The organism is Niveispirillum sp. (genome assembly GCF_017996735.1).
Classification (GTDB): domain Bacteria; phylum Pseudomonadota; class Alphaproteobacteria; order Azospirillales; family Azospirillaceae; genus Niveispirillum.
The window spans coordinates 52,694-66,864 of the sequence record NZ_JAGOGJ010000017.1 but is presented as its reverse complement, the minus strand read 5'-3'; the positions used below and the strand labels follow the sequence as shown (position 1 = coordinate 66,864).

Sequence of the window (14,171 nt, the reverse complement as noted above, 5' to 3'; positions counted from 1 at the left end):
CATGATGCTGCATCGTCGATATTTCATCGCCACGGCCGGCGCCGCGGGACTGCTGGCGGCATCGGCCCCGCGCCTGTCGCTGGCGGCGGCGGGCACCGACCGGCGCCTGATCCTGATCGTGTTGCGCGGGGCCATGGACGGGCTGGGCGCCGTTGTGCCCTATGCCGATCCGGATTACCGGTCCGTGCGCGGCCCCCTGGCCCTGGCCGAACCGGGGCAGGAGGGCGGGGTGCTGGACCTGGATGGCCGTTTCGGCCTGCATCCCGCGCTCAGCTCCCTGCATGACTGGTGGGGGCAGCAACAATTGCTGGCCGTGCATGCCATCGCCACTCCCTATCGCGACCGCAGCCATTTCGACGCCCAGGATCTGCTGGATACGGGCGGCGTGCGGGCCGGCGACGATACGGGCTGGCTGAACCGGGCACTGGCCCGGCTGGGGGACGGGGGCAAGGGGCTGGGTCTGTCGCTGGGCCAGGGCGTGCCGCTGGTGCTGCGCGGGCCGGTACCGGTGGCCAGTTGGGCGCCATCGCCCCTGCCCGAACCCAGCATGGATTTCATGGACCGTATCGCGGGCCTGTACAGCAATGATCCCGTGCTGGGACCGGCCCTGATGGCGGGGCTGGGTGTGGCCGACATGGCCAACGGCATGGATGGCAACAAGAAGCGCGAGGGCGGTAAGGACCGGCTGGTCCTGGCCGAAACGGCGGGCCGCATGCTGTCGGACCCGGCCGGGCCGCGCATCGCCACCCTGGAACTGCCCGGCTGGGACACACATGTCGGCCAGGGCACCGTGCAGGGCCGGCTGCCCAGCGCGCTGGGGCAACTGGCGGAAACCATGGTGACCTTGCGGGCCGCCATGGAAAGCGTCTGGGACCAGACCCTGATCGCCGTGGTCACCGAATTCGGCCGCACCATCCGCCCCAACGGCACCGGCGGCACCGACCATGGCACGGCCGGCGTGGCCCTGCTGGCCGGCGGTGCCGTGGCGGGGGGCCGGGTGCTGGGCGAGTGGCCGACCTTGCGCGAAGACAAGCTGTATGAAGGCCGCGACCTGGCCCCCACCACCGACATGCGCGCCCTGCTGAAGGGTGTGCTGGCCGGGCACCTGGGCATGCCGGCGACGGAGATCGACCGGTTCGTCTTCCCCGATGGCAAGGCCGTGCGCGCCCTGCCGGAACTGGTGAAGGCGTAACCGCCCCAAGGTCGGCGAGATAAAAAAGCGCATCGACGATGATCGATGCGGTGCTGCGCCTGCCCAAAACCCATGACCGTGGCTCTATCCCAATGTCCACGTTCCAATATCGCCGAAATCCTGTACCATCACGGCTGTAGTCACGCCCCGGGGAGCCAACACAATGGGCCTGTTCGACTTCCTGAAGGTGGATGTCATCGAGAAGGTGAAGGTACCGAAATATACGGCGCACCTGAATATCGACGGCAAGGAACTGACAGTGGCCGATCTGGGGATCAATTCCGTAACGGTTGCCGGCGCCAAGTTGAAGGTGGGGCAGTCGGTGACCTTCGACCTGGCCCTGAAGGACCCCAAGCAGAATCTCAAGCTTAAAGGGGCCGGAACCGTGGCGGCCGTGGACAAGAAGGCCGGGACCAAGATCAATTTCACCAGCCTGCCGGAAGACAGCAAAAAGGCTGTCGCCCTGTTCCTGGCCCGGCTCGCCATCACCCGCTGACATGACCCGTCTTTTATCGATCCTGATCGTGGCCGGTCTTCTGGCCGCCGCGTCGATCCCGCTTGACGGTCCAGCCCGCGCCGAACGGCCGGCCGCGCCGGCACAGCCGGAAAATGGACGGGGGTTCGGCAAGCTGCCCTGGCAAAGCTGGATGGACCCGGCCATCGCCCGGCCCCGCCCCACACCACAGCGGCGCGACCGCATCGTCTATGCGTTCGACGCGCCGTCGCGCGGGGTGCTGAAGGTCGACCTGGAATTGTCGAAACTGTGCCGCGCGGGCCGGTTCAACCAACTGATCAACCTGCATTACCGCGCCTTCGGACCCGATGAACAGCCTTGGGGCGTTGCCTATGGCCACATGGCCGTCAACCTGTTCGACCCCACGCGCCGGCGGGACGAGGGGCTGGTCTATTTCTTCAAAGGTCAGGAAAGCACCAACTGCACGGTCTTCACGGCGCGGCAGGATGATCTGCGCCGGTTTTATATCGGCCCGTGAACCGGGCCACCGGCCGCCTTTGATCCCGCTGAGCCGGGACCAAAGGCAGCCGGCACAAGCAGGGGTTCAGCGCAGCAGCGTGACCATGTCCACCCCGTCCGCCGCCAGTTTCATACTGACATTGTTGTCGGGCACGTCTTCGATCCAGACCTTCATTTTACGCAGGTGGCAGGTGCGCACCAGCCGCGTCAGGCGGGCATGTCCATTCTGTTCCCCATAATCCAGCATATCGAACGGCAGGGAGATGACACCCACGCGATTGCCCAGCGGATCCAACATATGATCCATGGTGGGCAGTTGCAGAATGATCCCGTGGCAATGTGGCCCCAATGTCTGAACCATGCCACCGATCCGGGACCCGGCGATGGCCGAGGGGATATCGACCAGATGCAACAGAATGCGTTCCCGCAGTTCCACCGGCAGATTGCGTATAACATCGACATATCTGTCCAGTAACCGGGGCAACATCAGGTTTTCCAGTTGAACCGGGACGATCAATGTACGTTTGCGCTTTCGTAACTCTCCCCAATCGATGGACACGGAAAGGATGACGAGGTCGGCCTCAAATCTGGCGGCGACATCATCGCCGAGTGTCGTCATGGCCGTGGCGATCTGCTGCCGCCAGGGGTAGGCCAGTTCAGCGACCTGCAAAGGTAATGCGAAACCTTCCGGCCGCATGACCTGACGCGGATCGAGGGTGGCCTTGGTGATCGCCTCGCGCAGCAGCGCCTGGACATAGCGGCGGCTTTCGTCGCGGCGGGCAGCCAGTTTGCGGACCAGGAAATCGGCCAGATCCTCGCCCTGATGCCCTGCCAGATCGGTCGCCCGCACCGTTGTCACCACCGCTTCCACCCGCCCGTCCGGGGTGGCGGCGCCAAGCAGACGGACACGCACATTGTCAGCAATGCGCTGCGCCCGAACCACCGCCTCTGTTTCCGTGAGGCCCGAAAAATTCATGACGAAGCTGTCATCAGGCATGCGTTGCAGGTTGTCAGCGGGGTCGAGGTCGCGGCGGATCGTCTGTTCGGCGATGCCCAACGCCTGCTCGCGCATGTGGCCCCAGCGTTCGCCAAAGGCTGACCGCATATCGTCCAGCCCGATGATCTGCACCCGCCCCGCCAGGATGTTGCCGCCACCGGCCAAGGTCTTGCGCATCGCGTCCAGACCATCGTGATTTGACACCGGCACCGGTTCGAACGGGGAGAAGGTCAGCATCAGCATCGGTTTGCCGCCAATGTCGCCCATCGGCTGGCCCCGCACCTCCATGTCAACCAAGTCCCCGCGCCCGGTGCGGATGCGCACGGCACCACGCTGTTCCACCGCGTTGCGCATGCAGGTTTCAAAACGAACGGATATGCCGGGCCAGTCCTGAGATGTGAACAGGACGGACAGATGCTGTCCCACGACCTCATCCACCGGTCGCTCAAGAAGCCGCGCCGCGGCGGGATTGGCCAGGATGATCCGGGCATCCTGGGTCAGCATGAGAAGGGGCAGGTGGATATTCGTGATCACGGCTGACAGCATACGTTCCGTCGTTGCCATCGCGGTGGCCTGCCTGGCCTCGTTGCTGATATCGCGGGCAATGGCGAAAAAGATATGCTCGCGCTGCCGGTTGCCGACTCCAAGCCCCTGCCCCAGCACGCGGAGCCGCCGGGAGCGCCCGCGCGCACTGACCGACACCTCGATGTCCAGCACACCTCCCTGTACCAGGCTGCGGGCGATGGCGGGGCCGGGATCTGGCTGACCGTCGAGCGGCATCAACAAGGAGCCGGAGACATTGGTCATGCCCTCAGGATCGCGTCCACACAGATGGGCAAAGGCCGAATTGCAGAATGCCAGGGACAGATGTCCGGATTGCTGCCACCACGCCATGATCGGCACGGGGAAGTGTTTGAACAGTTCACCGATTGCGGCAACCGAATCCAGCATCGGGTACACGTCCTCTCAGAGATCGATCAAACTTCGGGCCCCGGACCAGCCGTGAAACTCCCCCAGAAGGCATAGGCCTTTATATTCAATTAGTATCTATATCTATAGATGAAATATCCAGTTGATAATAGCGCCTCTGTTTTCCAGGGCGCAGCCACCTGCCGGGCGCCGCCTCCCACCTGACGCATCCCAGCGCCCCAAGCTCGGCACTTCAATTCGGGGGCCGACCCCTCTATATAGGCGCCTCAGCCGGGCGCCCCCCGCACCCATTGTGGAGCGGGGGGCGTTTTGCCGCGACCATATCGCCCTTCCCGCCCGAAAAAGACGGTCCGACTGATCATGCCGAAACGCACCGACATCAAATCCATCTGCATCATCGGCGCGGGTCCGATCATTATCGGACAGGCCTGCGAATTCGACTATTCCGGTGTTCAGGCCTGTAAGGCGCTGAAGGAGGAAGGTTACCGGGTCATCCTGGTGAATTCCAACCCGGCCACCATCATGACCGATCCGGGTCTGGCCGACGCCACCTATATCGAGCCGATCACCCCCGCCGTCGTCGCCAAGATCCTGGAGAAGGAGCGGCCCGACGCGCTGCTGCCCACCATGGGCGGCCAGACGGCGCTGAACACCGCGCTCTCCCTGTTCCATAACGGCACGCTGGAGCGGCTGGGCATCGAGATGATCGGCGCCAAGGCCGACGTCATCGAAAAGGCCGAAGACCGTCTGAAGTTCCGCGACGCCATGGACAAGATCGGGCTGGAAAGCCCGCGGTCGCGCGTGGTCAAGAATTTCGACGAGGCTCTGGACGCGCTGGCCTTTGTCGGTCTGCCCGCCATCATCCGCCCGTCCTTCACGCTGGCCGGCACCGGCGGCGGCATCGCCTTCAACCGGGCGGAGTTCGAGGACATTGTGCGCGGCGGCCTGCGCGCCAGCCCGGTGAACGAGGTCCTGATCGAGGAATCGGTCCTGGGCTGGAAAGAATATGAGATGGAGGTTGTCCGCGACAGCAAGGACAACTGCATCATCATCTGTTCGATCGAGAATATCGACGCCATGGGCGTGCATACGGGCGACAGCATGACGGTCGCCCCCGCCCTGACGCTGACCGACAAAGAATACCAGATCATGCGCAATGCCAGCCTGACGGTGCTGCGCGAGATCGGTGTGGATACGGGCGGGTCGAACGTGCAGTTCGGCATCCATCCCGACACGGGCCGCATGGTCGTGATCGAGATGAACCCGCGTGTGTCGCGTTCCTCGGCGCTGGCGTCCAAGGCCACCGGCTTCCCCATCGCCAAGATCGCGGCCAAGCTGGCCGTCGGGTACACGCTGGACGAGCTGGACAACGACATCACCGGCTCCACGCCCGCCAGCTTTGAGCCGACGATCGATTATGTCGTCACCAAGATCCCGCGCTTTGCGTTCGAAAAGTTCCCCGGCGCCGATAACACCCTGACGACTTCGATGAAGTCGGTGGGTGAGGTGATGGCCATCGGCCGCACCTTCGCGGAGAGCATGCAGAAGGCGCTGCGCGGTCTGGAAACCGGTCTGACCGGCTTTGACGAGATCGACCTGCGCGACGCCAACGGCAATGTCGATCAGGGCCGGCTGCGCCATATGCTGAGCCGCCCGACGCCGGAACGCCTGCTGATCGTGGCCCAGGCCATGCGCCATGGCTGGACGGTCGAGCAGATCTACGAAGAGTGCAAGTACGACCCCTGGTTCATGCGCCAGATCGAAGCCATCGTGCAGGAAGAGGCCGCCATCAAGGAAGCCGGCCTGTCGGGCATCGACGCGCAGTATATGAACCGCATCAAGGCCATGGGCTTCAGCGACGCGCGTCTGGCCACCCTGCTGGACCAGCCGGAAGCGGCCGTCGCCGCCCATCGCCGCGCCCTGAATGTGCGCCCGGTGTTCAAGCGCATCGACACCTGCGCCGCCGAGTTCGCCAGCGACACGCCCTATATGTACTCCACCTATGAAGGCAATGGGCTGGAGCCGGCGGAGTGCGAGGCCGAGCCGACGGACAAGAAGAAGGTCGTCATCCTGGGCGGCGGTCCCAACCGTATCGGCCAGGGCATCGAGTTCGACTATTGCTGTGTCCATGCCGTCTATGCGCTTCAGGAAGCGGGCTATGAGACGATCATGGTCAACTGCAACCCGGAGACCGTCTCCACCGACTATGACACCGCCGACCGTCTGTATTTCGAGCCGCTGACGGCCGAGGACGTGATCGAACTGGTCGAGAAGGAAAAGCAGAACGGCGAGGTTGTCGGCCTGATCGTGCAGTTCGGCGGGCAAACGCCGCTGAAGCTGGCCAAGGCCCTGGAACAGGCGGGCCTGCCCATCCTGGGCACCACGCCGGACGCCATCGACCTGGCCGAGGATCGTGAGCGGTTCCAGCAGCTTCTGCACAAGCTGGAACTGCGTCAGCCGGCCAACGGCCTGGCCCGGTCGCTGGAAGAAGCCGTCGCGGTGGCCGAGAAGATCGGTTTCCCCGTCGTCATCCGCCCGTCCTATGTGCTGGGTGGCCGCGCCATGGAGATCGTCCATGATATGGCCGGCCTGCATCGCTACATCGCCACCGCCGTCAAGGTGTCGGGCAACAACCCGGTGCTGATCGACAGCTATCTGCAGAACGCCATCGAGGTGGATGTGGACGCCGTGGCCGATGCCGACGGCGAGGTCTATGTCGCCGGCATCATGGAGCATATCGAGGAAGCCGGTATCCATTCCGGCGACAGCGCCTGCGCCCTGCCCCCCTACACCCTGTCCAAGCCCGTCATCGACGAGCTGACGGTGCAGGCGGTCAAGCTGGCCAAGGGCCTGAACGTTGTCGGCCTGATGAACATCCAGTTCGCGGTCAAGCAGACCACGGACGGGCCGGGCATCGGCGGTTACGATATCTACATCCTGGAAGTGAACCCGCGCGCCAGCCGGACCGTTCCCTTCGTGGCCAAGGCCACCGGTACGGCCATCGCCAAGATCGCCGCCCGCGTCATGGCCGGCGAAAAGCTGAGCCAGTTCAAGCTGTCCGGTCCCTTCCCGCCGCACACGGCGGTCAAGGAAGCCGTGTTCCCGTTCAACCGTTTCCCCGGTGTCGACATCCTGCTAGGGCCGGAAATGCGCTCCACGGGCGAAGTGATGGGCCTGGACAAGAATTTCGGCCTGGCCTTTGCCAAGAGCCAGATGGGCGCGGGCGTCACCCTGCCCAAGGAAGGCACCGTCTTCATCTCCGTCCGCGACGGCGACAAGGGGGCCATGGTGCCGGTGGCGGCCAAGCTGCTGGAAATGGGCTTCAAGGTCATTGCCACGCGCGGCACGGCCAAGCATCTGGCCGACAATGGCGTGAAGGTCGGCGCCATCAACAAGGTGGTGGAAGGTCAGCCGCACATCGTGGACGCCATGATCAATGGCAACGTGCAGCTTATCTTCAACACGACCGAAGGGTCGCAGGCTGTTTCCGATAGCTTCAGCTTGCGCCGCGCCGCGCTGACCAATAACATCCCGTATTACACCACGGTGGCCGGAGCCGAGGCGGCAGTTGAAGCCATCTCGGCGTTGAAGGTCGGCGGTCTGGACGTGGCCCCGCTCCAGTCTTACTTGAGCGGCTCTTACTAAGGACGGTCTGGTCGGTCGGGGCGGAACACCGCCCCGTCGGGCTTGTTTTGTTTCTGGGCTACCTTTACTGGGATAGGGCACGATGGAAAAAGTTCCCATGACGGCTCGGGGGTACAACCGGCTGCAGGATGAGTTGAAGCACCTGAAGAGCGTTGAGCGGCCCGCCGTGATCAAAGCCATCGCGGAAGCCCGCGAGCATGGCGATCTGTCGGAAAACGCCGAATACCACGCAGCACGCGAGAAGCAGTCCTTCATCGAAGGCCGCGTGATGGAGTTGGAAGACAAGATCAGCCGCGCCGAAGTGATCGAGCCGACCAAGCTGTCCGGCAATGCCGTGAAGTTCGGCGCGACCATCACGCTGGCGGATGAGGACACCGACGAAGAGGTGACCTATCAGATTGTCGGTCAGGATGAGAGCGACATCAAGCAGCGGCTGATCTCCATCACCAGCCCGCTGGCCCGGGCGCTGATCGGCAAATCCGTCGGCGACAGCGTCGAGGTGACCACACCCGGTGGCTCCAAGAGCTATGAGGTTGTGGGTATCGCCTTCAAGTAAGGCGTTCCCGGAATCCGGCTTCTAGCATCGAACCCGCCCGGTGAAGACCGCGGCGGGTTCTGCTTTTTAGCATCCAGCGCGGCAGCCGGGTTTACTACCTATAGGGGCTTTCATACTATCACTTTTGCATTGCATGCGTGTCCGGCGCCGCGCATCATGGTGGTGGACAGATCATGGGGATGCCGCATGCGTGCCGTTCTGCTGCTTCTGGCTGGCCTAATGCTGGCCCCCGCCACGTTCGCCGGAGAGGTGACGGAAGTGACGGCGGGTCAGCCGGCTTGGCGGAACGTGCCGTTGAAACGCATCCCCACGGCGCGAGAGCTGGTGGCGCTGCGCATCGCCGTCCGGGAGGAAAGCTTCTACGGGACCCGCCATATCATCGTCGATGTGCCGACAGGCCCGGCCTTCGTGGCACAAATCATGCGCGACCCCAAGGCTCCGCCCTCGGCGGACGGCATTCTGTGGTTCGACGCAGCGGTGCCGGCTCATGCCTTCAACAGCACCCGGCCCGACCTGAAGCTGCGCTTCCTGATGGATGAGGGCTGCAAGCCCGGTGAAACGGTGCCCGTCGGGCGGGGGCCGTTGCAGGTAACAGAGGTTCGGGCCAAGCTGGCGTCGATCGGACCCTGAAGTTTGTCGGATTTATACCAAACTGAAGGTTTGACCTTTGGCAGTTTGGAGACCGGCGATGGCCGGCCCGGCGCCCGTGCGGCGTAAGCCAGGGGCATAGATGCGGCCGCCCGGTGATTGAGGAAACGCGAAATCAGCCTTGATCAGTCACGATCAAGGCTGATTGGTAATATATGGAATCGGGCTCATTCCGTCTCCAGCGTCATCCCCGCTTGCGCGGGGATGACGCTGGAGGTTATTTCAATCAATGATACGCGTGCCGGTAGATCCCGACCAGTCAGGATTTACCGACTGCGGCGGCACAGACCGCCGGTCAGCGCGGTTACCAAAGGTCAAGATATTTGACCGTGGTATGACCCATTCTTCGAAAAAGTAAGAGTAGCGGACATGCAAATCGTTGAAACCGAGCGCCTTATCCTCAGGCGCTTCCGTGAAGGAGATGCAGAAGACCTCTTTGCCTATTTGCACGCGCCAACCGCCTCCTGCTTCCTCTCGCTGAAACTCGCAGACCTGACCGAAGCGGAGGCGGAGGTCAAAAAGCGCGCCCTTGACGACGGAAGCGTGGCGATATGCCTGAAACAGACCGGTCAGGTCATCGGTGATCTTTTCGGCGGCGGGGCAGGACAGGAGGAAGAAGACGGCACGACCTCGGTCGGCTGGAACCTCAATCCCCAGTTCGGTGGCCAGGGATATGCGCACGAAGCCGCAGGGGCCCTGCTCGACCATCTGTTCCGGGTAAAGGGATTTCGCCGGATTTATGCCTATGTCGAGGACCACAACAAACCCTCCCAGCGCCTCTGCGAGAAGCTGGGTATGCGTCGGGAAGGCGTGTTCATCGAGTTCATATCATTCACCACCGACGATGCCGGCAATCCGATCTACGAAAACACCATGCAATACGCCATCCTGCGCCGCGAGTGGATGTCTGGCGACAACAATGAGCCGACCTGATCGCGACTGATCCAGGCAGAATTCATGTTTGCTCAGACGCCCGGCAGCGGCATCCACCGCCTTGGGTTTACTGGACCACCTGCCAGGACCCGTCGGGCTGCTGACAGGCGGTGCCATAGGCATCCTCCATCCGGCCGCCGATGGTCACCTGCTGCTGGAATTCCCGGCAATAGGCACCCTGGGGCGTGCGGCCTTCGCGCAAGGTGGTCACCGATCCATCGGCCGACCCGTCGGACCAGATCACAGGCTGGCCCACGGGCGCCATGGTGGCGCGGATCTGCGCATCCTCATGCGCGCGCTGCTGTGCCTCTGACAGGGCGCCCAGCGCCACCAGGGAGATGGCCGTCAGGCCCAGGAACAGGACGGCGTCATTGTCGCGGCGATAATGACCATACCCATTGTACCAATGCCCGTAAGGCCGCACGACAACCACGTCCTGATAGACACGGCGCCGGGCCGGGGGCACATCCCAATGGCGCACGGGATAGCCGCCATGATCGTACCAGCCCGGCGGCGGGGCGGCGTAACGGTAATCCGGACCGGGACGGCCACGATCATAATAACGGTCGCGGTCCCGGTCATGCCCGCGCCCATGGTCACGATCCCGGTCACGGTCGTCATGCCGGTCGTAACCGCCGCGCCCATCGCGATCCCAATCGCCGGCCATGGCGGGCGGCACGCCAAGTGACAATGCCACCGCCGCGGCGACGGCCAACCTGCCCAGATCACGCAACGACATGATGTCCTCGTCCAAAGGCGTTCCAGCATTGGAACGGCGTTCAGTTTTCAGGCTGCGCCCGGCCCGCGGCGAATTTAAGGCAGATTTCCACCCCCCTCCCCGGCTGTCCGGACAGGATGGTCGCGATCATAATTGACAGGAACTTCGCTTCTCATGTTGTTTCCAAAGGACAACACGAACCCGGGAATGGTGGATCATGGCTGCTGGCGTTGTACGGACAGGAACCACAGGTGACGATGTACTGGGCGGGACGGCGGGTGATGACACGATCACCGGTCTGGCCGGCAATGACAGCCTGTCCGGCGGCGACGGCAATGACAGCCTGACGGGCGGGTTCGGTTTCGATACGCTGGATGGCGGCAATGGCGATGACCGCATCGATCTGACGGGGGGCGAGTTCGGGGATATCGATCTGGCCCGCGGCGGGGCCGGCAACGACACGATCACCAGCAGCCTGGGCGAGGAACAGATCGATGGTGGGGCCGGCGACGATACGCTGACCGCCATCGGCGGAACGGTGGCCGGCGGGGCCGGCGACGACGTGCTGACCCTGTCCCACGGCATGGCGGTGGGCGGCGCCGGGCGGGACCGGTTTGTCGTCGGCAGCCTGGGCAATCCGGATCTGGGCCAGGACTGGTCCGTCACCATCAGCGATTTCGCCGTTGGCCTGCGCGGCGACATTCTGGACCTGACGGCCATCCTGCCCAGCCTGGTCGGCTATAATGGCGGCAACCCGTTCGGGCGCTATTTCTGGCTGGAACAATCGTCTTTCAGCACGGAGGCCTATCTGCGCATGGACCGCGATGCGGCGGGAGACCAGTACGGCACGCAGACCCTGGTCACCTTTCGCAATGTCTCGTCCAGCATGTTGAACGCCACCCATTTCACGGGTGGCTTCACCCCGCGCACCGGCATCGACAACAGTGTCGGGGCCAGCATCCTGGGCGGTGATGGCAATGACACCCTGTCAGGCGGATGGGGCCGCGACACGATCAACGGGGCCGGGGGTGACGATTACCTGTCCGACAAAAGCACCGAGGGCAATGTCCTGTCGGGCGGCGACGGCAATGACACGCTGGTCGGCGGGCCGGGCGGCGATCTGCTGACCGGCGGGGCCGGTAACGATACCATCCTGCCGGGCGGCGGCTATGACACGGTCAGCGGCGGCGACGGCAATGACTGGATCGACGCCACCACGGTCCCATCCTCCTGGGGCGGGCAATTGAACGGCGATGCCGGCGACGACACAATCACCGCCGGGACGGGCGTGGACCAGATCAATGGCGGCGATGGCAACGACGCGCTGACGGCCATCGCGTCCACGATCAATGGCGGCGCCGGCGACGATATCCTGACCCTGACCGGCGGCAGCGTTACGGGCGGCCTTGGCGTGGACCGGTTCATCATCGGCAACCGCTATGCCCATCCCTATTCCCTGCAGGAACTGGTGATCACCGATTTCCGGACCGGGGCCGGGGGAGATGTTCTGGACCTGAGCCTGATCATCCCCCTGTTGATCGGGTACAAACCGGGTGATCCCACCGCAACCTATTTCCGGATCACCCAATATGGGGAGCTTTATTCGGAACTGACGGTCGATCTGGATGCCGCCGGGGATCAGCCCGGCTACACGCTGGCCCGTCTGCCGAATGTGAAAGTGGCCGATCTGGTGGCCGCCAATTTCTTTACCGGACAATTGCCGGGATCGATCCGTGATGATTCCGACAGGGTGCAGAACGGCACTTCGGCGGATGAGACGCTGGTCGGCGGCTGGGGCAATGACACGATCAACGGCAATGACGGCAATGATTTCATCACCGACGCCTCTGGCCTGAACAGCCTGTCGGGCGGGGCCGGCAATGACACGATCCGGGGCGGGGCCGACCGCGACCGGCTGTTTGGCGGGGATGGCGATGATGTCCTGACCGGGGGCGCCCAGACCACGGTGGAAGGCGGCGCGGGCGCCGACCTGATCAGCGGCGGCACCGGCGCCCGCCTGTTCGGTGGCAGCGGCAGCGACACATTATCCGGTGCCGGCGGGGCGGAATCGCTGGAGGGCGGCGACGGCAACGACCTTCTGCAATGGTATGCCGGCCAATATGAAATCGAGCCCGACAGGCTGATCGACACGCTGAATGGTGGGGCCGGTGACGATACGATCCGCAATGCCGGCGATAATGACTTCATTTTCGGCGATGATGGCAATGATGTCCTGATCTCCCTCTACGGTGCTTCCATCCTGGATGGCGGGGCCGGCAATGACCGGCTGGAGGCGCAGACCGGCAGCCTGACCGGAGGTGCCGGCGCCGACCGGTTCCTGCCAACGGGCCTGTTCCGGCTGGATGGCGGCACGCCGACAAGCACCGTGACCATTACCGATTTCAGCGCGGCAGAGGGCGATGTCATCGATCTGTCGGGCATCCTGGCCAATCTGTGGGATTATCAGGCGGGCAAACCGCTGAGCCCCTATGTCAGTTTTGTCCAGGACGGCAATGATCTGGTGCTGATGGTCGATGCCGATCCCATCGATGCCAGCCCCTATCTGCCCAAGCCGCCGGCAGCCCTGGCCCGGCTGCTGAACACCGACCTGTCTGCCCTGACCAAGGCCAACTTCGCCCAGGAGATTGATCTGGTCATCCGGGGTTATATCCCGAAGACCGTCATCGGCGGCGACGGGTCGGACCTGCTGGTCGGCGGCCAGGGCAATGATATGCTGGATGGTGGTGCCGGCATCGATGCCGCCCGGTTCAAGGCCAGCGCCAGCGAGATCGGCCAGAATATCAAGATCGACGTGATCGGGGTGTCCGCCACCGAATATCATTACCGCCTGACCGATACGAGGCCCGGTGGTGAAGGGGTGGACACGCTGTACACGGTGGAAGTCGGGATCTTCGGCGATCAGGTCATCCCCCTGCGCCCGCATCCCGGGGTCATGTCGCATATGCTGTACGACCCCACGCAGTTTTCCGAATCGGGATATCTGTCGCTGTATCCCGATGTTGCGGCCGCCGTTGAACGGGGCGACTATGCCAGCGGGCAGGCGCATTACCTGGCCCGTGGGCAGGCTGAGGGACGCATGGCGCCGGCCCGGCTGGACGGTACCCTGATCCTGTTCGATACCAATTTCTATCTTCAACAGAATCCCGACGTCGCCACCGCCATCGGCACCAACCCGGCCCGCGAGGCCTGGGCCCATTTCAGCGCTTACGGCAGCCGGGAGGGCCGCGACCCCAACAGCCTGTTCGACACCGACTGGTATATGGACACCTATACGGACGTGGCGGGCAGCGGCATGGACGCGCTGACCCATTATGTCACCTATGGCTGGAAGGAAGGGCGCGACCCGTCACGCTGGTTCGACACCAGCCGCTATCTGGCGGAGAACCCGGATATTGCCGCCGCCGGCATCAACCCGCTGGCCCATTATCTGCTGTATGGGTATCGCGAGGGCCGGCCGCTGCATTACACGGAAGACCTGATCTGACCGGCGGGTTACGCTGCGGGCATGATTTGTACATCCTGAACTGCAATCGCCCCGTTTCGCCCCCGCCCGCAATC

General features: G+C 63.7%; 10 protein-coding genes. 8 read left to right on the top strand and 2 right to left on the bottom strand.

What is annotated here, in order from left to right; translation table 11 throughout:
- The first annotated feature begins 1 nt into the window (after nt 1).
- The 3 genes from KBA48_RS08445 to KBA48_RS08435 all read left to right on the top strand — a co-directional run bounded on the left by KBA48_RS08445 (nt 2) and on the right by KBA48_RS08435 (nt 2,184).
- Nucleotides 2-1,192: a DUF1501 domain-containing protein gene (locus KBA48_RS08445; protein WP_292905167.1), complete on the top strand. Its 1,191-nt coding sequence runs from the start codon at nt 2-4 to the stop codon at nt 1,190-1,192.
- A gap of 163 nt (nt 1,193-1,355) precedes the next feature.
- Complete coding sequence (locus KBA48_RS08440) at nt 1,356-1,688, top strand: hypothetical protein (protein ID WP_292905165.1); 333 nt, start codon at nt 1,356-1,358, stop codon at nt 1,686-1,688.
- Between the two features lies 1 nt (nt 1,689).
- Nucleotides 1,690-2,184, top strand: coding sequence for a hypothetical protein (locus tag KBA48_RS08435; protein ID WP_292905163.1), 495 nt, complete (start codon nt 1,690-1,692; stop codon nt 2,182-2,184).
- A 66-nt stretch (nt 2,185-2,250) separates the two neighbouring features.
- Here KBA48_RS08435 and KBA48_RS08430 read toward each other — a convergent pair whose 3' ends face one another.
- The gene (locus tag KBA48_RS08430) at nt 2,251-4,113 is read right to left on the bottom strand and encodes a PAS domain-containing protein (RefSeq protein ID WP_292905161.1); all 1,863 of its coding nucleotides are present in this window, start codon (nt 4,111-4,113) and stop codon (nt 2,251-2,253) included.
- A 339-nt stretch (nt 4,114-4,452) separates the two neighbouring features.
- Between KBA48_RS08430 and carB the strand changes: the two genes are divergently transcribed.
- From carB to KBA48_RS08410, 4 genes are all read left to right on the top strand, one after another.
- Nucleotides 4,453-7,737: a carbamoyl-phosphate synthase large subunit gene (gene carB / locus KBA48_RS08425; RefSeq protein WP_292905159.1), complete on the top strand. Its 3,285-nt coding sequence runs from the start codon at nt 4,453-4,455 to the stop codon at nt 7,735-7,737.
- Between the two features lie 82 nt (nt 7,738-7,819).
- Entirely contained in the window at nt 7,820-8,293 is a 474-nt protein-coding gene (gene greA / locus KBA48_RS08420; RefSeq protein WP_292905157.1) for a transcription elongation factor GreA, read from the top strand.
- Between the two features lie 186 nt (nt 8,294-8,479).
- Entirely contained in the window at nt 8,480-8,923 is a 444-nt protein-coding gene (locus KBA48_RS08415; protein WP_292905155.1) for a hypothetical protein, read from the top strand.
- A gap of 387 nt (nt 8,924-9,310) precedes the next feature.
- The gene (locus KBA48_RS08410; RefSeq protein ID WP_292905153.1) at nt 9,311-9,874 is read left to right on the top strand and encodes a GNAT family protein; all 564 of its coding nucleotides are present in this window, start codon (nt 9,311-9,313) and stop codon (nt 9,872-9,874) included.
- 67 nt (nt 9,875-9,941) lie between these two features.
- Here KBA48_RS08410 and KBA48_RS08405 read toward each other — a convergent pair whose 3' ends face one another.
- Nucleotides 9,942-10,613 (bottom strand): hypothetical protein, encoded by a 672-nt coding sequence (locus KBA48_RS08405; protein ID WP_292905151.1) that lies wholly within the window; start codon nt 10,611-10,613, stop codon nt 9,942-9,944.
- 196 nt (nt 10,614-10,809) lie between these two features.
- On the opposite strand from KBA48_RS08405, the gene KBA48_RS08400 reads away from it, so the two are divergent.
- Entirely contained in the window at nt 10,810-14,097 is a 3,288-nt protein-coding gene (locus KBA48_RS08400; RefSeq protein ID WP_292905149.1) for a calcium-binding protein, read from the top strand.
- The last annotated feature ends 74 nt before the right edge of the window (nt 14,098-14,171 follow it).

Coding starts and splice junctions, on each gene's coding strand:
- KBA48_RS08445 (WP_292905167.1), top strand. CDS start 2: ATGATGCTGCATCGTCGATATTTCATCGCCACGGCCGGCGCCGCGGGA.
- KBA48_RS08440 (WP_292905165.1), top strand. CDS start 1,356: ATGGGCCTGTTCGACTTCCTGAAGGTGGATGTCATCGAGAAGGTGAAG.
- KBA48_RS08435 (WP_292905163.1), top strand. CDS start 1,690: ATGACCCGTCTTTTATCGATCCTGATCGTGGCCGGTCTTCTGGCCGCC.
- KBA48_RS08430 (WP_292905161.1), bottom strand. CDS start 4,113: ATGCTGGATTCGGTTGCCGCAATCGGTGAACTGTTCAAACACTTCCCC.
- carB (WP_292905159.1), top strand. CDS start 4,453: ATGCCGAAACGCACCGACATCAAATCCATCTGCATCATCGGCGCGGGT.
- greA (WP_292905157.1), top strand. CDS start 7,820: ATGGAAAAAGTTCCCATGACGGCTCGGGGGTACAACCGGCTGCAGGAT.
- KBA48_RS08415 (WP_292905155.1), top strand. CDS start 8,480: ATGCGTGCCGTTCTGCTGCTTCTGGCTGGCCTAATGCTGGCCCCCGCC.
- KBA48_RS08410 (WP_292905153.1), top strand. CDS start 9,311: ATGCAAATCGTTGAAACCGAGCGCCTTATCCTCAGGCGCTTCCGTGAA.
- KBA48_RS08405 (WP_292905151.1), bottom strand. CDS start 10,613: ATGTCGTTGCGTGATCTGGGCAGGTTGGCCGTCGCCGCGGCGGTGGCA.
- KBA48_RS08400 (WP_292905149.1), top strand. CDS start 10,810: ATGGCTGCTGGCGTTGTACGGACAGGAACCACAGGTGACGATGTACTG.